Consider the following 22,452-nt stretch of genomic DNA (forward strand, 5'->3'; position numbering starts at 1 on the left):
TTTCTATTTTAAAACTTATGATCATCAATACGCAAACCATATAAAATCCGATAGGAGTATGTTTAAGCGAAATTAAGATCCTAAAAAATAGTATCGATAGTTCGATAGAAATTTACCTCTACAAGAGTTACAAAATATAATATCAAACGTTTGCATAGTGAGTTTTAGCTGAAAAATTTTACTTTTGCTACAGTTTTTATCAAGCCATAAATTAATGTGATTCTATAAATGGCTATAAATTCATTGAATTTACTCAAAAAGAATAACTAAAACACTTTTTATGAGGTGCGAGCATAAGCTGTTTCATGGTAAAACTTTGGCAATACTAACTGGTGGGGGTGATACACCAGCAATAAATTCAAGCATTGAAGCGATTAGAAATAGAGCCTCTTTTTTAGGGTATAAAGTTTATGGTATTCGGCATGGATGGAAAGGCCTATTAGGCAATGGAGATGTTCTGGATCTTACCAATCAACCATACGATGGGTTTTACGGAGGAACAGCATTGCGTTCAAGCCGCACCAACCCATTCCCATCAAATAAAAACCCTGAGGATCGTGTACCTCAGATATTAAGAAACCTTGAGAGATATAAAATTGATGTTATTGTTACTATTGGTGGCGATGACACCAATGGTGTTGCAAAAGCACTATATGAGGCTTACGGCATACCAGTTATAGGCTTTCCAAAAACCATTGATAATGATTTAAGGACAAGAACAATGCATAATTTCAATGGAGAAGAAATTGAAACTGTTCTCTGTCCTGGTTTTCCCTCAGCTGCAAAAGGAGTAATGGAGTACGCTGGGAGAATTAGAACAACTGCCGAATCCCACTCAAGAATTATTGTGCTTGAAGTAATGGGTCGCGATGCTGGTTGGCTGAATGGTGGTGCTTCGTTTGGCGGTGCCGAAATGGCTCTTGTTCCTGAGTTTGAAATCACAAAGGAGCGAAAGGATTTTTTCTTGGAGAGCGTTAAGGAGGAATATTTACGATCCCCAAAAAAATCCTTGGTTATTTCTGTTTCCGAGGGAGTGCGTTGGTACGATGCTGCTACCGATAAGGTTGATGTAGTATATGCCAGCTCAGAGGTTGATGAGTTTGGACATCATCGATTTGGAGGAATAAGCGGAATTGTAGCTTCAGAAATCTCAAATAAACTAGGAATTCAGGCTAGAGCTGAGTCTACAGGGTACTATGCAAGATCGGGCGAATGTAGATTATATGATCGTCGGTTAACCACAACCCTTGCCGATAAAGTGGTTGATTTACTTTTACGGGAAGATTACGGTCAAATGCCTGTTCTTAAAAAAATGGCAAAGTATCAGGAACTTGAGGAGTTTAACACAACCTCAATCGATATGGGTGATATTTGTAACCATCCATTACCCGATGTTTACTATGATATTAATAAGTTCAAATTCTCTGATGCATATATGGATTTTATGTCCTATATCCTCGATAAGCCCCATTTCCTAAAATTTGATTACGATTTTCCTGTGGTAATTCCTGAGGATTAGAAGATACTTACCACCTTAGGCACAATAGACTATATCTGATTGCGATCTAATGTGCCTATTGTGGTTTAACTTTTTTCATCCGTGAGTAGATAAGCTCTCCAAATCTTTTCATAAACGGAACTCCTACATCATCGTACTCATACTGATTATCATTAAGGATTTCATCCTTGTTAACGTACATGTAGATTGATAGAAAGAATTCCACGTTATTTACTGTATCTTTTAGATAGGAGCAATCTGCAAGAAAGCCATAAGCCATTGCAGATTTATTGAAGTATTCGATGTTAGGATATTGAATTTTTTTATCGCGACCAAAAAGTGTAAATCTCAGGAAATTAGAATGGAATACAGAAGTATCGGAGTAATCAGTTGTATTCGGGTGTAATGGGCTTGTTTGAAGGAATTTAATTATTGTTTCTCTTTGGTTTTCAGTAATATTAAAAGGATTTCGATTTACAAGATTTGGATATTTTAGTGATATCATCATATCATGAATATCTCGGATATCAACATAATTGTGGAATTTAAAGCTTTTGGGTTTTGTAATCAACGAATCATTGAGGAAGTATCCAAATCCAATAAGGCTATCCGCCATACCATGCCGGATTGGGGAGTAGATAGAATCGGCAGAATGTCTATAAATAGTGTCACAGGTTGAATTTACAACTGTAACAGGCAATGCAGTTTGGTGGTACTTTGTACTACCCGATTCAAAACGATGAATAATAATTGTATTTAAATACTTCTTTTTAATCAGGTTAATATTTATATACTTGCAACCCAGCATGTTATAGATTCGGTTGAAAGCACGATTATCGCTGGCAGATAGCATAAGCAGCATGTCATCGTTTAGCGATCTTTCTTTTACATAATTGGATGAATCGATTAGAAGGTCGGAAAGATCTGGGTTGAATGTCTTTCTTTTGTTAATAAACTGCGTACTTGTTAAAGCCAGAGGTATTTTGGCTAAGCTTGCTGGGTAAAAGTATTCGGTTACGGTATCGCGATAGCTCCAAGTCGATAGTTTTTTGCATCCAAAATCATCGGAGGATACTTCCGTTAAGATAATTTTAAGCCGATAAAATTTTGAATTAGAAAATACCTCCTTGATCATCAAGGAGGTATCGGCATCAATTATTTTTTGTATGGAATCGGTAAACTGCGATTTTGCTATAAGCGAAAAGCAAAGCGAGATAAGCAGTATACCTCCAAATCGTTTCATTGTTACTTCCTAACAGGGAGTTTCATTACACCTTTTTTAACAGCATAAAGCATGTTAATAGATTTTGTTTTCCAGTTATAGCCAAGTACAAAAGGTACTTTTCGGTAAACTGAATCTTTGTATGCTTTAGCTAAATCAGGTTCATTGATGTTTCCAAATTCCTTGTTGGGTTTTTGGTATTTACCATAAAGACGAATATCCCATTTTGTTTTATCAAAATACTGGTATCCAATGCCGGAATCATCTTGAAGGATGCAATCACTCTTCTCGAAAATTGTATTACGAATCATCGAAAACTCTTTCCATTGCATTAGGTAGGAGGCTGCCTTCAAATAAGAATATGAGTTTGGTAGATGTGATAGGTATTTTCTAAATCCTGGATTAACGTTAAGCCCATCATTAGATAAGTCTGTTTTAAAGTAGAATACGGATTGGGGTTTATTGCTATCAATATCAACAAAATCAATCTTAACACCTTTTGTAACGCCTTTCATGCCTTTAAGACTATCCAAATAATTCCACTTACCAGTTGGATCAACACCTATCGATTTAATCGATACAATATTATGACCTGTACGTTTGATGAATAGGCTAATTAAGGGAACCGTTCCGTTTACGCTATCTTTATTTAAAGCGCCTAGCATTTTCATGGTGATGAAATAGCTGCGCATGAATATATCAGATAAAGAACGATTTACATTAGTGAGATAGTTGTTTATCCCTTTTGGTTGCATCTTGCAAAGATTTGGTATATCACCTATAGGTTCAAGGGCAATCATTATATAATTTTCGGCCTTTGGGAAGAAAACGTTGGCGTTAAGAAAATCGGGTCCCGAAAATGGGTAAAAGACAGTTGTTGGGGCTTGATTATTTACCAGCTCACTATCAGCCCAATTTCTCATTTTCTGCAAACGATTAACTTCAATTTTTTTAAACATTGAATCCATTGCGTAAGAAAATGACTTCCAATTGGTTGTTGTGTCGAGACCACTTAAACACTCTGTTTTACCATGAGCAACACCTGAAATGAATGCTACTCTATTATCGATGATAGTATCGTAAGGGAATGTAATTCTTTTTATTACAGTTGTATCGGCAGAGGTTGTAACGTTTGCAGGTTTCGAATTGCACGAAAGGGCTATTACTGGTAACAGTGCAAGACAAACAATGAGTTTTCTAGTTGACATGTTTCTTCGATTTAATTAGTATGTAGTAGAATATAAATCCTATTAAAGTTATTGCAATTCCAGTTAATGATTGTAATGGTTTGTTTTGAAACACGTAAATCATCATACAGCCCTCAATTAATATAAAGAGTAGAGGAATATATGGGTATCCAAATGTATGATAAATATTTTCGCCGTTCTTTTTCAACCTATATCTAAGTACGAATATTCCAGATACAGAAGATATTGTGAAAATACTTAAGGTGAAGCCGATTATTGTCATTATTTGCTCAAAGGTCGATGTCCAAATAAGTAGAAGAGAAATAATGGTTAAAAAGATTGTGGAGTAAACTGGAGCACCATGCTTATTTTCAATGCCAAACCAACGAATTGCTTTGTAATCTAATGCAATTGCCTGGCTAACTCTAGGTCCAAGGATTAGTAATGAGTTTATTGATGCAATTAGTCCTATTGAAATAAGTACAGCTACAAATTTCCCTCCAGTTTCACCGAATATTTTTTGTGCTGCTATAAAAGCAACATCTATCTTACCTGATAGTTCAGGAATTGGAACAACGTAAAGGAATATGAAGTTGAGGAAAGTGTATAAAATCATTACTATAAGAGTTCCAATTATTAGAATAAATGGAAGATTCTTAACAGGATCTTTTATTTGATGGGTAATATAGGCTGCTGAATTCCATCCTGAGTATGCGAATGAAACGTAAACTAGTGAAACTGCAAACGAAGAGCTGAAAATTTGCTTAATATCACTTACATGAGCAGTGAAATGAAAATCAGCGTGATGTCCTTTGAATAGTCCGAAGATGCAAAAAGCAATAATTAAAACAATATTTATTGTAGTGGCAATAAAATTGAAGTTGGCTCCAATCCTAAAACTACTTGAGTTTAGTATTGTAAGTATAACTATAACAGCAATTGCAATTACAATTGGAGAAACAGCCAAAAAGTTACCTGCATATGTGCCCAAGGCTATTGCCAACATGGCCATAGGTGCAGCAAACCCAATTGTCATGGATATAAATCCTGATAAGAAGCCAAATGATGGGTGAAATAATTTTGATAAAAAGATATACTCACCACCGGAACGGGGCATCCGTGCTGCCAACTCCCCATACGTTAGTGCTCCACAAATGGCAACAATACCACCTGTTATCCAAATAAATATTAGAGCAAGAATTGAGTTGATTCCCATAGCTTGAAATCCAAGGCTTGTGTAGACTCCAACACCTATCATATTTGAAACAACTATGGCAATTGCACGCGAGGGGCTAATAAGCTTTACAGATTCCAATTGTATTATAATTTAAAATTGAACAAAAATAGTAAAATGATTCATACCGTGACTGCAATGGGTTCAATCGTGACAAAATTTTTATCTAGTGGTAGTGTCGAAAATTGTAGCGAAGGTCTAGATAAATTCCTAGCCAAATATAGACTAATTGGTTTAAAGGATGATAAATTGAAGATTGAATATACTTGGATGTAACTGTTAATTTATACAAAAAGTAAGCAAATTATTACATCCTATAATTTACTAATGCTTATTACGTGGTGTTTACATTAGAACCTAATTCTGAGTTGCCCATAGATTGTGTTAAATCTATCTTTTTGTTGAAAAGTTCCTTCGTAGTTTACGGATAGTAAGATATTCTTATAGATTTGCCATGAAACATTTATATCACCTACTTGTTGATGGATATCTAACTTGCTTATTAAAAGATCGTAATCTAAAAAACGACATCCAAGTTCAGCTTGAAATTTCCCTTTTAACAGGACTCGGGAAATGTTAATGCCGTAAATTTCTCCTATTATATAGTTCGATTTCAAATAGGTACCTGAAACAGTAGCTGAGATATTTATGCCTGGAATATTGTAATAGGTTAAATAGCCGTATGCGTTGTAGGTAGGATGTGGATCCGATTTCAGAGATCGATAACCTCCTTGTAATCCAAACATAATGTTCTTTGTAATCTGGTAATTTGCTTGAAGTCTGTAGCTTTGTCGTTTCTCCTTTTCAAAAGTGCTATCTATTAGGGTCTTGAATGACTCATAGTAAATAATGTTTTTTCGTGCATCGTATGAGCCAGTTAAAGTTAACCTTTTAGTCATCCTATATCGTAACGACAGGTACATTCCTGTAAGATTTGCGGTACTTTGAGGTTGATTATTCTTTACTTTATATAAGTCTAATTCGAATGTACTATAAAAGTAAATGTTCTTAATAAGTGAGTTTGAATGCTGTAGGTAAAGGAATCTACGATCAGTTTTGGAACCATTCATCTGATTCATGAACGCCACTGAACTCTCGGTAAATGTATTTTCTGATTTAGTATCAAATGCCAAATATGCTCCATATTGAAGGAGTTTGGAGTTAAATCCATAATCCATATAATCTGGTCTTGAACCAACAACAGCACCAAAACCAAATCCTTTTATCTTCTTATCAAATTGAAGTCCATCCATCGCTCCAATACTGGAAATCCTAGAATTCAATTTACGACCAAAGCTGATTTGAGTAGTTTTGTTAAGGTCGTATCTAACTGCCAAATTATATACTTTCAGAGCATTAAAAACATTGCTTTTTACATCAGCCCAATCTCCAATCTTATGACGAAATGATAAATAACTTTCAAAAGACAATCTTGAGTTTGAGATGTTGTCAGCATTAATCGAAAATGTATATCGAAAGAGTTGAGAATTTTTGGCTGTAGTATTTGAGAAATATGAATAGGAATTAGCTGAAATACTCCCCCTAACTTTTTCACTGTATTCGTTATCTATATGCATTTTATCTGGTTTTTTAGTCTCTTGAATTTGATTCTTAGTATCAAGTTTTTCAATAACCTTTCCTTGCTGATTTTCTTTAACAATTTTGGGCTTTGCTATAATCTTATCGGTAACAGAAAGACTTACTTGCGATAAAAATGAGCAAACACAGGATATTGACGACAGGTTATTAACCTTCAGAATTGGTGTTAAATTACTGTTGGGAGAGGAGTAGAGCGTATCGCCAATAGAGATACCTTTAGTGGAATTGAATTTTACATACACATTTTCGGAACTCATAAATGTTACTTGACCAGCTATTTGCACACCAGTCACTTGTCCGAAAAGCGTATTACCAAAGGCTATAATGCAAATAGCAAAGAATATCTTTTTCATCTGTACAGAAATTCATAAATAATTACTATAGAATTAGTTATCATTTCTCATCTGAATGATACTAATTACCTAGGCTCAGATGAACCCCAAAGGGCTCAGCGAAGCTAAATGTCCATGTTTTGATCATTGTGCTTGGTGTTCTTTATCAACATGGACATTTCATAAATCAACATTAATCACTGGTACCTCGTGGATGACATTGGAAGCATGCAGCACTAGTATATGAATATCCAGTTCTCCCTCGGTGTTTATTATCCATATCTGTTTTATTATGCTCGTGACAGGTAATACATGTAAACTGCGCATAACTCGAAGGATTTGAATGACAGTCAGTGCATGAGTTCCATTGATTTCTATGTTTTCCAGAATATATTGGAAATGATTGGCTATCGTGTTGTAGATATGATGCCGGTTTCCAACCGGGATTAGTTGTATGGCATTGTGTACATACGCTTGAAAATCCTAATGTTTGATGGTTAGGATTGACCGTCTTATTGTAATCAGTTTGATGGCATGTGATACAATCCGATGATGTGGAACTATAGTTTCCTTTATGACAATCATTACAAGTCGGAGTGGAATGCCCTAAGGTAAGCGCAAAACTGTTGTGATTAAAGGTTGTTGGTTTCCAGCCCGGATTAGTTGAATGACATTGAGTACATGACGTTGAAAAACCTGAAGTTATGTGGTTTGGATTGGTTGTGGATTGAAAATCCTTTTGATGGCATGAATAGCAATCCGAAGAAGTTGAGGCATAATTGCCGTTGATATGACAATCTGTACATTTTGGGCCAGAGTGACCTAACGTAAGAGGAAATTTGCTATGGTCGATTTTGGCTGGAGTCCAACCTGGATTGGTTGTATGGCACTGCGTGCAAACTGTTGAGAAACCTGAGGTACTATGGTTGGGATTATTAGTTCCTGCATAATCCTTTTGGTGGCATGTGTAGCAATCGGTAGATAATGAACTATATGTACCGCTTGTATGACAATCAATACATTTTGGGACAGAGTGACCTAATGTAAGAGGGAAACTTCCATGATCAAAACTTGCAGGCTTCCATCCAGGATTAAGAGTATGGCAATTCCCGCAAGTTGTAGGAAAACTGGATGCGCTATGATTTGGATCTGTTGTTGAGGTGTAATCCTTTTGATGACATGAGTAACAGTCAGTTTTTGCATCTGAATATCTACCTGTTGTGTGACAATCAGAACATTTTGGAGTTGCATGTCCTTGTACAAGAGCAAAGAAACTATGATTAAAACCTGTACCATTCCATTGCATAGAGGTTGATGGATGGCAAGTATAACAATCTTCGGAAAATCCTGCCTGAATGTGATTGGGATTTGTGGTTGCCATGTAGTTTTGCCTGTGGCAGTCAATGCAATTTACGCCAGCAACATCAAAACTAGTTTGACTCTCTGACTTATGGCACTGAATGCAGTCGGCAGTTTTGTGAGCACCTAACAATGGGAAGTGGCTCAATTGGTGAATTTCGCCTATATTGTTTACCAACCATGAATTTGGAGTGTGACAATGTGAGCAGTCAGGGACAGTTGTTGTTTTATGCACATCTGTATGACATTCGTTGCATTTGTTTTTTGCTTCCTTAAATATAAGATTTTTATGACATTGTCTACAACTCACATCAGCATGATGACCAACAAGCGGAAATTTAGTTGTGTTGTGGTCAAAGGAGTATGTTTCCTTATCAAGTTGCCAACCTTTGGAACTATGACATGTTTTGCAACTAACTTTAAAATCAGCACCATGAGGCGATTGGGTCTTCTGATTTAAAACGATTAGCAATGCAGGGATGATCAAGAGTGACAAGATTCGCATGTGAAAGTTTTTAGTTTATATTTAACATAAGTCCGTGATCCTTCTTGTTGCAGTTTATGGCATTTTATGCAAGGTACGCTAATATGTTTACCATCAAGTTTAAAAGCTGCTATATTGTGATCGAATTTAGAATCATTCCAATTATCAGTACTATGACATTCAGTACAATTTGTTATCCCGTTTTTTTCAAATTGCTTAAAGTGATTATCGGTATGGCAACTTGAACAATTTGTTGGTAATCCAGAAAATTTTTGTTGTTCAATGCCATTAGCATCTTTTTTAAAGTGACATTCTTTACAGTTTTGTTTAAGATGAGCACCAGTTAGTTTAAAGTTGGTTTTTGAGTGATCGAATGAAACATCTTCCCATTGGGCTTCATTATGACAGATTTTGCAATTTGAGTTGGGATAGTATTTTGATGGAATATATGTTTGGTGTATATCGGTATGGCAATCTTTGCAATTATTACCAATATCCTTGAAACTCCACTTTTCCTGCTTTTTGTGACATTCATTACATGCTGTGGCTTTATGAGCACCCAAAAGCGGAAAGAAACTTTTATTGTGCTGCTCAAAGGTGTAAGTGACGAAATTAAATCCCTTCACAACATGGCATTGCGAACAATCAGGTGACTCCCCGTTTTTAGAAAATTGATTATTGTGGTAATCGGTATGACAATCTTTGCAATTTTTCCCAATATTCCTGAAACTCCATTTCTCCTGTTTCTTATGACATTGGTTACAAGTTACTGGTGCATGAGCGCCAAGTAGAGGGAATGAACCTACATTATGCTGTTCAATTGTAAATGAGTATAAATCAAAACCTTTTGTGGTATGGCATTGGGAGCAGTCAGGTGAAATGTTGTTTTTAACGAATTGATTGTTGTGGTAATCGGTATGACAATCGGAACAACGATCATGTTTAATTGGGTCAGTAAGTTTTGTCTTATGGCACGATTTGCAGTCAACGCTAAGATGTTTATCCACCAGGTTGAAGTTTGTCTTACTGTGATCAAAGTTTTTGCCCTTAATTGCATGGAATGATTCCTCGCTATGGCATTGACGGCAATTCTGCCCGAACTGATTCTGATGAGGATCTTTATGGCAACTTGTACAATTAGTATGCGCAACTCCCTGAAATTCCTGAAATCTTTTCCCGTCTTTCAAATCAACTTTATGGCATTTTAAACACTCCACATTAACATGTTTTCCCACCAATTGAAATTTAGCGTTAGCATGATTAAATCTAGTGGCTGGCTTAAATGCATCAGGATTATGACAGTTCAAGCAGGAGGAGGAAAGCGTTTTTTGGTGATAATCTTCGTGGCAGGTTAAACATTCCTTATTTACACCCATGTAGGTGTATTTTTTTGACTTTATCTTCGAATCGGAAATGAATTTAGCATTATGACAATCTTTACATTCCTTTTTAGAATGGGGAAGAGACAAAGGAAATCCAGTAAGATTATGGTTAAAAGTTTTAACATCAAGGCGAATAAGCTGAAAGTTTTTTCCATGATGATCGTTATGGCAGTCAAAACATTGTTTGCCTTTAACATCGGTTGATGAATGATACCCTTTTTGAAGACTAATACTTGCTTGTATTTCGGTATGGCAAGCCAAACATTTTTCACTAGATACTTTGCTGCCGAGAACATGGCATTGAGTACAATTTGAAATACCTTCGAGATGCGAATGAGGGTTAGATAAATCACCGGGTGAAATTTGCGCTGTGGCGTTAAAAAACAGCAACATCAACGTAAGAAAAACTCCTAAAGTTATTCCTGATTTATCGTGCATATTCGTTTAGTTTTTGTCTTACCACTAGTGTTTTAAAACTGTTTCACCAAATTTCTTCGTAATTTTAATTCCCGCTTTTTCAAGAAATTGAGTTGGTAGTTCGCCCCCTGCAAAGATATAAACAAGATCATTTTTTAATGTGAGATTTTCACCCTCTTTACCAACCGAAAGTATAACAGTATCGTCTTCGATTGATAAAAGATTTGAACTTAGCCTAACCTCAATCCTTCCCTCAGCCACAGCCTTATTCAAGGCCATACTATTTTGTGGTTTAATGCGATTGAAAACCTCATTGCGGTAGGAGAGGATTACATGGTTTTGATCTGCTAGGAGTAGGGCTGATTCAACAGCAGAGTCGCCACCTCCTACAACAATTACATGTTTACTAGATATTGCCTCGGGTTCCAAAAGGCGATACGCCACTTTTTCTTTCATCTCTCCTGGGATATTCAATTTTCGAGGTGTTCCGCGTCGTCCTATTGCCAGTAATACAGTTGCAGAGGTATGTTGATCACCCTTTAATGTAACCACTTTAAATATCTCATCTTCAGAAATAATAGAATCGACCTTGGAATTCTCATTGACGGTAATATTGTTTTTCTTCAGTACGGTTTGCCAAAGATCAAGCAGCTCAGTTTTACTAGTTTCATAAAGTTTGATTTTCCCGAAAAGGGGCAAATCCATTGGAGATGTCATCACAATTTTTTTTCTGGGAAAAGTGAATACAGTTCCTCCAAGGGTATCCTGTTCCAGTAGTAAAAACTTTAACCCATGCTTTTTTGCCATAAGACTTCCTGATATACCAGCAGGACCTGCACCTATAATGATCAAATCGTATGAGGCGTTATGATTATTTTTTATTGATTTAACTATGTTTTCAACAGCTTGCTTACCTTGCTCAACTGAATTCTTTATGAGCCCCATTCCTCCTAACTCCCCTGCAATAAAGATTCCTGGCACGTTAGTCTCAAAAGTCTGGTTTACATGAGGAAGTTCAACACCACGTTTCTCAGTTCCTATGCGTAAGCTAATGGCTTCGGTTGGACAAGCATGAAAACAAGCTCCGTGCCCAATACACTGGGAAGCATTGATGATGGTTGCTTTACCATTTCTTATTCCTAGAATATCATGTTCAGGACAAGCCGCAACGCATGCTCCTGTTGCTATACAACTATTTATGTCAACTACTGGATGAAGTGAGATGGGTTCGTGAAGGCCATCTTCTTTTGCTTTCTTTATTTTTTCATCAACGATTTTTGATTCTCTCTTTTTCTTACGCAGATAAATTGCAACTACAACAATACAAAGGATTGCTGCAAAAGAGTAAATCAATATACTTTCAATTAATTGTTCCATACTCAAAAAATCCATCTATAACCAAATGCAATAGTTACAGCAACATGAATAATCATTATAATTAGCATTACAAGTGCAAAAGGAGAATGAACCACATGCCAGTATTTGAATAAATTTTGCACCGTATCGAGTCGTTCAATTTTCCGATTCAGCGTGATATCGTTTTTAACCAGGGCAAGTATCTTTTTATATTCAGTTCTGGTTAGATTATTCTTTTTTAGTAAGGTCTTAACTGTGTAAATAGATTTACGATCATCGAAATATTTTCTAATATAACGGACAATTGCAAATTTATGATATAATTCAACTTTCTTTTTAATGGAATCGGCTAAAATGTTATAGCTTTCCTCATCAAGGTTGTAAGATTTTCTTACTATACCTGCTACATCGCTTTTCATCTCCCTAACTTCATTTAGGCTAAGCTCACGACCTTCAATTGATCTTGGAATTTGGATATAAATGAACCGTCCGATTATCCCACTCAAAAAAACGGCAACCATGCTCCAGAAACTTATAGCAACTAACCCACCAAACTTAAAGGCAGTATGAAAAAGAATTAGTATTGGACCCAATGTGCATAGGAAGATGTGAAATTCGAGCCAGTGTTTTAGTAGTCCCAGTCGTGATAATAACCGATATCTTTTCCGAACCATATAAATACTTACCCCAATAATCATTGATAAAGATCCTAAAATTCCCATTCCATGACCCCAAATGCCACTCGGTTTTAATAGGCTATGATCCGGGTGATAAAATCTTTCCTCAACGCTAACTTTGTAGTAAGATATTCCATTATAAAGCAGTACAATTAGTGTGGTTACTACAATAATAACTAATATACTTAAAAATATTCTGTGAGCGATTTTAGACATTTTGAATGATTATTTTATTTGAGGTTCTCCAAATTTAAGAAAAGTAATGATTCAACCAGTAAATTCCCCAGCATTATCAGCTGAATTTACCTTTCCAGAAAAGAAACAATTAATTAAAGTAATTGTTGTTTTTGTAACATTTTGGTAATTGTCAACCTGATTTTTAAGACAAAATAGAATTGATAATTGACAAAATAGGAGCAAGCACTGAAACATTAATTTATTAATTGAAAAAATCTATCAGTTTCTTGTTTTTGATAGTCAAAAAGCAAATATGTGGACAAATATGGAATCACACATATTTGTCCATATATTTTAAATGAACTTAACACCAAATTTTATACCGCAGCAAATTTAATTGCAGAACTATCCCATTTAGGAGCGTTTTCAATGGCTGGAATTATATCTTCAGGTTGATCAACGAACTGCCATATTTCAACGTGTTCAGCGCGCATAAAATGTTCGTGGATCATCTTTTCGAGAAGCAATTTAAGGTGGTCGTAAAAGCCATTAGTGTTTAGGATAATTATTGGCTTAGTGAATTTGCCAAGCCTTTTTAAGGTGATAACTTCCATAAGTTCTTCTAGAGTTCCACAACCGCCTGGTAGTGCAACAACCGCATCAACATCCTTTATTAGCAATTTTTTACGTTCATGCATATCCTTAACAAGGGTGAGTTGGGTAAGCCCTTTGTGTCCCCATTCAACCTTATCCATAAACCTTGGAAGTATTCCTACTACTTGGCCTTTGTTTTTGAGCACATTATCTGCTATACATCCCATTAAACCGGCAGATCCACCACCGTAAACAAGAGTAATTCCTCTTACAGCCATATCTTCGGCTAACTTTTGAGTGGCTTCAAAATAGGCTTTATCTACCTTTGAGCTTGAGGCGCAGTAAACACAAATTCGCATTAATTGAAATGTATTTGTTTAAAGTAAAAACTTAATGAATGCTAGATTTAGCATTAATTAGATAAAAACAAACCGAAGGGGTTACCTCCGGCTTAAACATTCGGAAGCAATTGTTATAGTAAAGCTTCAAGCTTAGAAACAAGACCGCTTTTAGGCACTGCACCAACCTGTTTATCTACAACCTGGCCCCCTTTTATGAAGAGAATGGTTGGGATATTCCTAATACCAAATCGACCTGCAATACCTGGGCAGTTGTCTACGTCAACTTTTACAATAAGAGCTTTGTCTTTGTACTCGTCAGCCATTTGCTCAACGTAAGGAGCAATCATTCGGCATGGGCCACACCATTCAGCCCAGAAATCGACCATTGCTGGTTTGTCAGATTTAATTACAATCTCCTCGAAATTAGAATCGTTTACTGCTAATGCCATGGTTTCATTTATTTAAATTTCACACTCTAAAATTATAAAAAATAACACTTAAAGCGCAAAAATGTTTTAACAAGTTACTCTCTTACCCTAAATTCAAATTCGTTACTTCTAAGATAGTTTAAGAATTTAGGTGATAAATTCACCTTCATCGTTCTGGAAAATAGGTCGATAGATATTTTGCTTTCAGGATCAATAACTTTGAATTTTAGTTGAATTTTTCCTTTGTTAGATTCTACCTGTTTTTTAATCTCATCAACTAAATTATCGGTTATGTCGTGAATTGGGATGGTGATATTCACCATTTTTATCATCTCCTCCTTAACGTCCGATAGCATATTCATGCTTTTAATCTTAAACTCTAATTCCGCAGGATTATAGGATTTTGGTTGAACTCTTCCTTTGATTAAAAGCGAATACCCTTCGAAACAAAACTTTCTGTAATTTTCAAAATCCTTACCGAAAAGAGCCAACTCCCAAGAATCGGAGTAATCCTCAAGGCTGATTTTCCCAAAATAGTTGCCATTTTTACTCGTAGCAACCTTTGCCGAGGTTATCATCCCTGCAATAGTAACATCTTTCCCATTAAGTAAAGGCAAATCTTTCATTTCGGTTAGTGAGGTGTTGCTGAAATTATCAATCTCTAACCGGTAATCGTCTAGAGGGTGCGCAGAAAGGTAAATCCCGATAACCTCCTTTTCACGATTTAGTTTTTCAAGTTTTGACCAGTCTTCGCCCACTGGCGTTTCAGGCTTTTGTAGATCGTAGCCAGTACTTGCTCCAAATAATGAACGCTGATTGTTGCTCTTTTCAATTTGAACTTTTGAACCGTAGCGCATTATCTGTTCGATGAATGATACTCCTTTTGAATCCAATGCAAAGTATTCGCTACGTTTAATTGAGCCAAGACCGTCAAAAGCACCAGCAACGGCTAATGCCTCGAAATTTTTCTTATTTACCGTTTGGAGGTTAACCTTTTCGGCAAAATCGAAGATATCCTTGTATTTACCATTGGTTTTTCGTGCTTCGATGATATTTGCAACAGCGTTTTCGCCAACCCCTTTAATTGCACCAAGTCCAAAACGAATATCGCCACTTGGGCTAACAGTAAATTTGTAGGCACTTTCGTTTACATCGGGTCCGAGAACCTGCATTCCCAGCCTCTTGCATTCATCCATGAAGATTGTAATCTTTTTGATATCGGAGATATTTCGGCTAAGTACAGCGGCCATAAACTCGCCAGGAAAGTTAGCCTTTAGGTAAGCGGTTTGATAGGAAATGTAAGCGTAACAGGTTGAGTGCGATTTGTTGAATGCGTATTGTGCAAAGGCCTCCCAATCGTTCCATATTTTATCAATCTTTTCCTGTTCATAGCCATTTGCAAGGCAACCCTTGGTGAACTTCTCCTTAAGTTCATTCATCACCTTAATAAGCTTCTTTCCCATGGCTTTGCGGAGACCATCGGCTTGACCCTTGGTGAAACCAGCCAATTTCTGGGACAGGAGCATAACCTGTTCTTGATATACAGTGATTCCGTATGTATCTTTCAGATATTCCTCCATTACAGGAATATCATATTCGATTTTCTCTCTACCGTGCTTACGATTAATGAAACTTGGGATATACTCCATTGGCCCTGGTCGGTAGAGCGCATTCATAGCAATCAGATCTTCAAACCTATTGGGTTGAAGCGCCCTGAGGTGCTTTTTCATCCCTGGCGACTCAAATTGGAATAGAGCGGTGGTTTCACCTCGTGAGTATAGCTGGAATGTTTTTTTATCGTCGAGGGGGATTGCATCAATATCAAGATCAATACCTTTTGATTCTTTGATAAAATCAAGCGCATCCTTAATTATAGAAAGGGTTTTGAGACCCAAGAAGTCCATCTTTAGTAGGCCGATATCCTCAACCTGTGATCCCTCATATTGTGTTACAAATAGATCAGCATCCTTGGCAGTGCTTAGCGGAATGTACTCCTCCAGATCATCACGACCGATGATAACACCACATGCATGAACACCTGTTTGGCGGACATTGCCTTCAAGAACCTCTGCGTATTTTAATGTATCACGAATCAGTTCATTCTCCGAATTTCGGGCTGCGGCAAGTTCAGGAACCTCCTTGAATGCCATTGCTAGAGTCGTACCTGGTCGTTCAGGAACTAGTTTGGCTAGTTTATCCGATTCAAAAAGAGGTAATTTTTGTACACGTGCAATATCACGAATAGCCATCTTGGCGGCCATTGTGCCAAAGGTGATAATTTGGGCAACCCTTTTTCTGCCATACTTTTCAACAACGTATTTCAGAACCAGTTCACGACCATCTTCGTCAAAGTCGATATCGATATCGGGCATAGAAATACGCTCTGGGTTGAGGAAACGCTCAAACAGCAGATCGTACTTAATCGGGTCGATATCGGTAATTCGTAAGCAATATGCAACTGCTGAACCGGCTGCTGATCCTCTGCCAGGACCAACCGAGACTCCCATTTCACGTGCGGCCTTGATGAAATCCCAAACGATAAGAAAATATCCAGGATATCCCATTCGGGCAACAACCTCAAGTTCAAACTCAATGCGTTCCGTGACTGTTTCGGAAAGATTATCTCCCCAACGCTTTTTTGCCCCTTCGTAGGTTAGATGCCGTAGATAATCGTTATCATCCTTGAATCCCTCTGGAAGAGGGAAATAGGGCATAATAGGGGCATTGGATAAGCTAAAGATTTCTACCTTATTGGCAATCTCTGCGGTATTATAAATTGCTTCAGGAAAATCGGGGAAATTGCCAAGCATCTCCTCCTCGCTCTTGATATACTCCTGAGTAGTGTAACGCAACCTATCAGGATCATCAAGGTCTTTTCCTGTACTTAGGCATATTAGTCTATCATGTGCCTCAGCATCTGATGCATTTATGAAGTGAGCATCGTTGGTAGCAATGCACTTTGTGTTTGTTTTCTTTCCAAGGTCAACTAGCACTTTGTTAACCTTAAGCTGATTCTCATACACTTCCTGATCGATTCTATAATCGCCCGATTGGTGAAGTGTTAGTTCGAGGTAAAAATCTTCACCAAAAATTTCTCTATACTCATAGATTAGTTTCTCAGCGTGATCTATATTACCTGCAAGGATTGCCTGAGGAATTTCACCGCCTAAACATGCGCTGCTGGCGATTATACCTTTACTGTACTTCCTTAGCAGTTCCTTGTCCATTCGGGGTTTGTAGTAAAACCCTTCGGTCCAGCTATACGAAACCAGTTTTACAAGATTATGGTAACCCTCGTTGTTTTTGGCAAGAAGGATTAGGTGATATCCTCCGCGATCATCCTTATCAGTGCGGTCGAAACGGCTATTCTTGGCAATATATGCTTCACACCCAATAATCGGCTTAAATAGTTTACTTTTCTCAGATTGTAGTTGCTTGGTAAGTTCATCAAACTTTTCAGGGTTTTCGCTCTGGATAATGCCATCAAGTTCGCATTTTACCCTCTTAATCTCGGCATTAACGGGGTCATTCTTCTTTTCAACTGTATTGATGAACTCCTTAACACCAAACATGTTACCATGGTCAGTAATGGCAACGGCTTTCATGTTCAGCTCCTTTGCCCTTTCGATTAGGATTTTGATATTCGAAGCCCCATCGAGGATTGAATACTGAGTATGGACGTGTAGATGAACGAAACCGCTCATTGGATTAGTATTGAGATATTTACAGTGATTACTATTTTGAATTATTCCTTCTTCAAATGTAGTACAATAAAAGCCTCGGGCGGGTGATGTTGATAACTATTGGATAAAATAGATTCGAGTTAGAAGTCCGAAGTCGAAAGACCGAAGACCGAAGGTGGAAGTCAGAAGTTAGGAGATGGACGTATGAAGACCGAAGATGGGGGATAAGAGTCAGAAAGGAAGGGGCAGAAATAAAAATCGAAATATATAACTATAAGCAAAAAACCTTTCAGAGTCCGAAGAACCTGAAAGAGTTTTCTAACCAAGTAAAAAATAATGAAACTTCCCAAAGATATTATCTGTAATAATAAGATATATAGTGAGTTGTGAATTATATTACAACCTATGGGAATTAAACAAAAATTTCATATAATTTTATAGTGGTTAAGGAAACGTACAATTTATTATAGTTGTGCGTTTTTATTTTGAGAAAAAAAAGAAATAAACCATGCAATTAGCAGAATGATTTATAACATGAATTTCGTAACTCTGACAGGGTTTTAAACCCTGTCAGAGTTAAACATAATTGACTTTTGAATTAAATAGAAACTACTAAGTAATAACATAAAACTTTAAAACAATGAAAAGAATAGTACTAGTACTCATCGCTTTTTGCTTATCGCAAATTATATACAGCCAAACCAATACATTTCCTGCTACTGGTAATGTTGGGATTGGGACGACAACGCCAAATAGCAAGATAGAAGTATACGAAGGGAATTTTAGAATCTCGAAAGTTGCGGGTGTAGGTGGCACATTTGGACAAATAGAGTGGTATCAAATGCATGGTACAGGTCAAGGATTAGCAGCATCTATTGAAGCATATAGAGCTCCTAGTAATTGGAAGAAATCATCCATAATTTTTAATACAAGCGATGATATTAATCTAGTTGAACGAATGCGTATTAATTATGATGGCAATGTTGGGATCGGAACAACAATACCCTCTACTAAATTAGAAGCAACTGGAACGATTAGCTCTTCAATAGCGTCAGCAAATGTCGTTTATTTTAATGGTTATATTAATGGAACGTATCCGAATAGAGTAACATTGGGTACATCTGATTGGAGTGGATATGCTTCATTATGGAATAGTGGTAGTGTTAAAACAGTTCATTTTAATAGTAGTGGGGATTCATACTTTAATGGCGGCAATGTTGGTATTGGGACAACAACCCCCACTCAAAAATTGCACATATCAAATATTGGTGGTAGTTCTGCGACCAGTGGAACTATACAAAATGGTATGATTAGACTTTATGAAGAAGGTTTTGGTAATGTATTAGATATTGGGATTACTTCAAATAATGCAGGTAATTCTTGGATACAAGCGGGTTTTAAATTTGACTTGAGCGTTAATAAATCATTGTTATTAAATCCTAATGGGGGCAACGTCGGCATTGGCACTACCACTCCTCAGAACAAACTTGATGTAGCAGGTACTATCCGTTGCACTGAGGTAAAGGTTGTGGCATTGCCATGGTCAGACTTTGTCTTCCACCCCACCTACAAACTCCGCACACTTGGCGAGGTGGAGCAGTTTATCAAAGCCAACAATCATCTTCCCGAAATCCCTACAGAGAGCGAGGTTAAACAGAATGGCGTTGGCCTTGGTGAGATGAACGCTAAGTTGTTGCAAAAGATTGAAGAGTTAACACTTTATATGATTGAGCAGAATAAGAAGATTGAGAGAGTTGAAGCACAGAATAATCTATTAATGAAAGAGGTGGAGCAATTAAAGGCTAAATAGATTCTAAGGTTTTCTGAAATTTAGCTTGTAAATTAAAACTTAGCTCAAGTTGTAAGTTCATCGAGGTCAGGTTGTACCTTGCAACTTGAGTTAAAATTTAGCTAAGTATGTGAATATTTTCCCCTTGTTTTTTTGACTGATTAATTGGTAATTTGTAGCAGATATGAGTAAATCCTATGGAAAGTCAAGATGCAATTGATAAGTTTAATAGTTATCTAAAAACAATACCGGGTTATAGTAAGGATGCATTTGAAATGGCTTTACCATTCATTCAGGTTCGGAATCTAAAAAAAGGAGAGCATTTTGTTGAGAGAGGTAAAACATGCCGACATTTTGCCTACGTTGCAGATGGTATTATGAGGGCTTATTCTCTCTACGATGGAGATGAAAGCACAACCTGTCTTTGTAGCGATAATACCTTTGCAACCTCTACTATAAGTTTTATTACCCAAACCCCTTCGAATGTTAGCATACAGGCATTGGATAATGTAACGCTTGTGCTAATTAGTCACGAGAACTTACATCAGTTATATGCAAAATCGCCTTTTTGGGAGAAAGTAGGCAGAGTAGTGACCGAACGGGAGTATATTGAATTGCAACAATCCAGCTGGCGAAATGGTCCCATACCCGCTCACGATAAATATTTAATTCTACTTAAGGAAAATCCTGGCATTACAAACAAAGTACCGCTTCAATATATTGCTTCTTACATTGGTATTACCCCCGAAACATTGAGCCGAATAAGAAAAAAGATTGCTAAAGGAAATTCTTGATCTAGATCAAGAGATATCTTTTTGCGCCAAACGACCTTTGTATCATAAAAAAACAATAAAAAGGAGGTCGTTATGATATCGCAAATTTTAAATGTTCTGTCAGGTATACTGAACTATCTGGTTCATACCTTTGCTGCCAATTGGGCAATACTACTATTTGGAATAGTAATAGCAGTTATTATCTCCGTTTACGTTGATGCTGAAAAAACACGTAAACTATTCCTACGTCGTCCAAAATATTTGATACTTGGGAGTGTGCTATTTGGCGCACTTACCCCGCTCTGTGCTTGCGGAACAATGGCTGTAGTACTTTCACTTATATCAAGTACAATACCTTGGGGGGCAATAATGGCTTTTCTAGTATCATCGCCGTTGATGAGTCCAGATACTTTTGTAATGTTATCAGGATTTTTGGGTTTAAATTTTGCAATTGCATTGGCTGCTTCATCAATTATTCTGGGACTTGGTGCAGGTTGGATAACCCATTTGATTGAGAAAAGAACTAGTTTTTTAGATAATCAGCTAAGGCTAAAAAATCAATCGTTGGAGAATAAAGTAGAGGTACAATCTCATGAAAATGAAGGAATTTATGTGAAAAAAAATAAACAGAGAGTACCTTTGGCAAATCTTGGTATGGTTACACTAACTGTCGATGGAAGATCAACTACAACTTGTTGTAGCACTGTTTCCAATGATATTTGTTGCGATGAACAATCTACAATCGCATCAACTGAAAATTCTTTTTTAGGCTTTATTAAGAGAGTAAGCAAGAGTCTTAAACTTAAGAAATTCTTAGTAAACTTCATTGATCTTGGTATTGTGAAAGTGCTACCCTTATTCATACTATTTGTTGTAATTGCATATTTAGTAAAGGAGTATGTTCCTACCGAATGGATTGTAACGCTTTTCAGTGGTAAGCATTTCTATTCGATTCCGCTTGCTGCACTAATAGGATTACCAATGTATGTATCTGATGCTACTGTTTTACCCCTTTTACAGGTTCTTAGAGATGCTGGTGCGAGCGATGGAGCAATACTAGCCTATATGATATCTGGCCCAGCAACTAGCATTGGTGTTATTGGTGGTCTTTCAGTAATAATGAAACGCAGAGCAATATTTCTTTATGTTGCAATAATATTGATTGGTTCAATTTTGCTAGGCTATGGGTATGATTTGGTGCTTACAATAATTTAAATAGTTCAATTTTGCTGTGGCGATGCTGTAATTCTGTGTCACCGCTTAATAGCATAATTGCATCACATTTTCAAATATTTATTCTTACTTTTATTGCCTGATAATCAAAAATTCTACTACCTTTGCCGCGCTAAAAATATGTAGGATAATTAAAAAAAGCGTAAAGTATGCCTGTAAAAATCAGACTAAGCCGTCAAGGAAGAAAGAAACTTCCTTTTTACCACATTGTGGTAGCGGATAGCAGGGCGCCACGTGATGGCAGATTCATCGAGAGGATTGGTTCATACAATCCTATTACTAATCCTGCTACTATTGAATTAAATTTTGATAGGGCATTAGATTGGCTGCAAAAGGGCGCTCAACCTACCGACACTTGTAGGGCTATCCTATCGTACAGAGGTGTAATGATTAAGAAACATCTACTTGATGGTGTGAAAAAAGGTGCTTTCACCCTTGATCAAGCGGAAGTAAAGTTCCAAGCATGGATTACTGATAAAGATTCAAAAATCCAAGCTAAAAAAGATTCTCTTGTAAAAGGGAAACGTGACGACATGAAACAACGCATCGAGGCTGAGAATAAGGTGAAAGAGGCTCGTGCACAAGAAATCGCTAAGAAAAGAGCCGCTGAGGCTGCAAAAGAAGCAAAACCTAAGGCTGAAGAAGCTACAGAAGCTGCAGCTGAAGGCGAAACCGCAGAAGCTTAAA

General features: G+C 36.9%; 17 protein-coding genes. 6 read left to right on the top strand and 11 right to left on the bottom strand.

Annotated elements, in window-relative coordinates; all coding sequences use genetic code 11:
* Window positions 1-280: 280 nt before the first annotated feature.
* Window positions 281-1,519 (top strand): 6-phosphofructokinase, encoded by a 1,239-nt coding sequence (locus HOO91_02930; protein ID NOU16497.1) that lies wholly within the window; start codon window positions 281-283, stop codon window positions 1,517-1,519.
* Window positions 1,520-1,574: 55 nt separating this feature from the next.
* Here the strand turns inward: HOO91_02930 and HOO91_02935 are convergent, their stop codons facing one another.
* From HOO91_02935 to HOO91_02945, 3 genes are read right to left on the bottom strand one after another with little or no spacing between them, the layout of a single operon-like run.
* Window positions 1,575-2,741, bottom strand: a complete 1,167-nt coding sequence (locus HOO91_02935) for a hypothetical protein (protein ID NOU16498.1) — start codon at window positions 2,739-2,741, stop codon at window positions 1,575-1,577.
* A gap of 2 nt (window positions 2,742-2,743) precedes the next feature.
* Entirely contained in the window at window positions 2,744-3,928 is a 1,185-nt protein-coding gene (locus HOO91_02940; protein ID NOU16499.1) for a hypothetical protein, read from the bottom strand.
* A complete protein-coding gene (locus HOO91_02945) occupies window positions 3,918-5,222 on the bottom strand; it encodes an amino acid permease (GenBank protein NOU16500.1) in 1,305 nt (434 codons plus the stop codon). Before HOO91_02945 ends, HOO91_02940 begins: the two co-directional genes overlap by 11 nt.
* Before the next feature lie 36 nt (window positions 5,223-5,258).
* Between HOO91_02945 and HOO91_02950 the strand changes: the two genes are divergently transcribed.
* Window positions 5,259-5,417: a hypothetical protein gene (locus HOO91_02950; protein NOU16501.1), complete on the top strand. Its 159-nt coding sequence runs from the start codon at window positions 5,259-5,261 to the stop codon at window positions 5,415-5,417.
* A 74-nt stretch (window positions 5,418-5,491) separates the two neighbouring features.
* Here the strand turns inward: HOO91_02950 and HOO91_02955 are convergent, their stop codons facing one another.
* The 8 genes from HOO91_02955 to dnaE form a co-directional block, all read right to left on the bottom strand.
* Window positions 5,492-7,093: a hypothetical protein gene (locus HOO91_02955; protein NOU16502.1), complete on the bottom strand. Its 1,602-nt coding sequence runs from the start codon at window positions 7,091-7,093 to the stop codon at window positions 5,492-5,494.
* 172 nt (window positions 7,094-7,265) lie between these two features.
* Complete coding sequence (locus HOO91_02960) at window positions 7,266-8,936, bottom strand: hypothetical protein (protein NOU16503.1); 1,671 nt, start codon at window positions 8,934-8,936, stop codon at window positions 7,266-7,268.
* On the bottom strand, window positions 8,915-10,735 hold the full coding sequence (locus HOO91_02965; GenBank protein NOU16504.1) for a hypothetical protein: 1,821 nt from the start codon (window positions 10,733-10,735) through the stop codon (window positions 8,915-8,917). The genes HOO91_02960 and HOO91_02965 overlap by 22 nt, the downstream gene beginning before the upstream one ends.
* Window positions 10,736-10,759: 24 nt before the next feature.
* Window positions 10,760-12,091, bottom strand: coding sequence for an NAD(P)-binding domain-containing protein (locus HOO91_02970; GenBank protein ID NOU16505.1), 1,332 nt, complete (start codon window positions 12,089-12,091; stop codon window positions 10,760-10,762).
* A 2-nt stretch (window positions 12,092-12,093) separates the two neighbouring features.
* Window positions 12,094-12,963: a hypothetical protein gene (locus tag HOO91_02975; GenBank protein ID NOU16506.1), complete on the bottom strand. Its 870-nt coding sequence runs from the start codon at window positions 12,961-12,963 to the stop codon at window positions 12,094-12,096.
* Window positions 12,964-13,301: 338 nt separating this feature from the next.
* The gene (locus HOO91_02980; protein NOU16507.1) at window positions 13,302-13,877 is read right to left on the bottom strand and encodes a TIGR00730 family Rossman fold protein; all 576 of its coding nucleotides are present in this window, start codon (window positions 13,875-13,877) and stop codon (window positions 13,302-13,304) included.
* Window positions 13,878-13,990: 113 nt separating this feature from the next.
* Window positions 13,991-14,308: a thioredoxin gene (gene trxA / locus HOO91_02985; GenBank protein NOU16508.1), complete on the bottom strand. Its 318-nt coding sequence runs from the start codon at window positions 14,306-14,308 to the stop codon at window positions 13,991-13,993.
* Between the two features lie 74 nt (window positions 14,309-14,382).
* The gene (gene dnaE / locus HOO91_02990; GenBank protein NOU16509.1) at window positions 14,383-17,991 is read right to left on the bottom strand and encodes a DNA polymerase III subunit alpha; all 3,609 of its coding nucleotides are present in this window, start codon (window positions 17,989-17,991) and stop codon (window positions 14,383-14,385) included.
* Between the two features lie 619 nt (window positions 17,992-18,610).
* On the opposite strand from dnaE, the gene HOO91_02995 reads away from it, so the two are divergent.
* The 4 genes from HOO91_02995 (at window position 18,611) to HOO91_03010 (ending at window position 22,451) form a co-directional block, all read left to right on the top strand.
* Window positions 18,611-19,780: a hypothetical protein gene (locus tag HOO91_02995; GenBank protein ID NOU16510.1), complete on the top strand. Its 1,170-nt coding sequence runs from the start codon at window positions 18,611-18,613 to the stop codon at window positions 19,778-19,780.
* Between the two features lie 176 nt (window positions 19,781-19,956).
* Window positions 19,957-20,553: a Crp/Fnr family transcriptional regulator gene (locus tag HOO91_03000; GenBank protein ID NOU16511.1), complete on the top strand. Its 597-nt coding sequence runs from the start codon at window positions 19,957-19,959 to the stop codon at window positions 20,551-20,553.
* 72 nt (window positions 20,554-20,625) lie between these two features.
* Window positions 20,626-21,747 carry a hypothetical protein gene (locus HOO91_03005; GenBank protein ID NOU16512.1) on the top strand — a complete coding sequence of 374 codons (1,122 nt, stop codon included), beginning with the start codon at window positions 20,626-20,628 and terminating at the stop codon, window positions 21,745-21,747.
* Between the two features lie 167 nt (window positions 21,748-21,914).
* Window positions 21,915-22,451 carry a 30S ribosomal protein S16 gene (locus HOO91_03010; protein ID NOU16513.1) on the top strand — a complete coding sequence of 179 codons (537 nt, stop codon included), beginning with the start codon at window positions 21,915-21,917 and terminating at the stop codon, window positions 22,449-22,451.
* Window position 22,452 lies beyond the last annotated feature (1 nt).

It is taken from the genome of Bacteroidales bacterium, from assembly GCA_013141385.1.
Classification (GTDB): domain Bacteria; phylum Bacteroidota; class Bacteroidia; order Bacteroidales; family Tenuifilaceae; genus UBA8529.

Coding starts and splice junctions, on each gene's coding strand:
- HOO91_02930 (NOU16497.1), top strand. CDS start 281: ATGAGGTGCGAGCATAAGCTGTTTCATGGTAAAACTTTGGCAATACTA.
- HOO91_02935 (NOU16498.1), bottom strand. CDS start 2,741: ATGAAACGATTTGGAGGTATACTGCTTATCTCGCTTTGCTTTTCGCTT.
- HOO91_02940 (NOU16499.1), bottom strand. CDS start 3,928: ATGTCAACTAGAAAACTCATTGTTTGTCTTGCACTGTTACCAGTAATA.
- HOO91_02950 (NOU16501.1), top strand. CDS start 5,259: ATGATTCATACCGTGACTGCAATGGGTTCAATCGTGACAAAATTTTTA.
- HOO91_02955 (NOU16502.1), bottom strand. CDS start 7,093: ATGAAAAAGATATTCTTTGCTATTTGCATTATAGCCTTTGGTAATACG.
- HOO91_02960 (NOU16503.1), bottom strand. CDS start 8,936: ATGCGAATCTTGTCACTCTTGATCATCCCTGCATTGCTAATCGTTTTA.
- HOO91_02965 (NOU16504.1), bottom strand. CDS start 10,735: ATGCACGATAAATCAGGAATAACTTTAGGAGTTTTTCTTACGTTGATG.
- HOO91_02970 (NOU16505.1), bottom strand. CDS start 12,091: ATGGAACAATTAATTGAAAGTATATTGATTTACTCTTTTGCAGCAATC.
- HOO91_02975 (NOU16506.1), bottom strand. CDS start 12,963: ATGTCTAAAATCGCTCACAGAATATTTTTAAGTATATTAGTTATTATT.
- HOO91_02980 (NOU16507.1), bottom strand. CDS start 13,877: ATGCGAATTTGTGTTTACTGCGCCTCAAGCTCAAAGGTAGATAAAGCC.
- trxA (NOU16508.1), bottom strand. CDS start 14,308: ATGGCATTAGCAGTAAACGATTCTAATTTCGAGGAGATTGTAATTAAA.
- dnaE (NOU16509.1), bottom strand. CDS start 17,991: ATGAGCGGTTTCGTTCATCTACACGTCCATACTCAGTATTCAATCCTC.
- HOO91_02995 (NOU16510.1), top strand. CDS start 18,611: ATGAAAAGAATAGTACTAGTACTCATCGCTTTTTGCTTATCGCAAATT.
- HOO91_03000 (NOU16511.1), top strand. CDS start 19,957: ATGGAAAGTCAAGATGCAATTGATAAGTTTAATAGTTATCTAAAAACA.
- HOO91_03005 (NOU16512.1), top strand. CDS start 20,626: ATGATATCGCAAATTTTAAATGTTCTGTCAGGTATACTGAACTATCTG.
- HOO91_03010 (NOU16513.1), top strand. CDS start 21,915: ATGCCTGTAAAAATCAGACTAAGCCGTCAAGGAAGAAAGAAACTTCCT.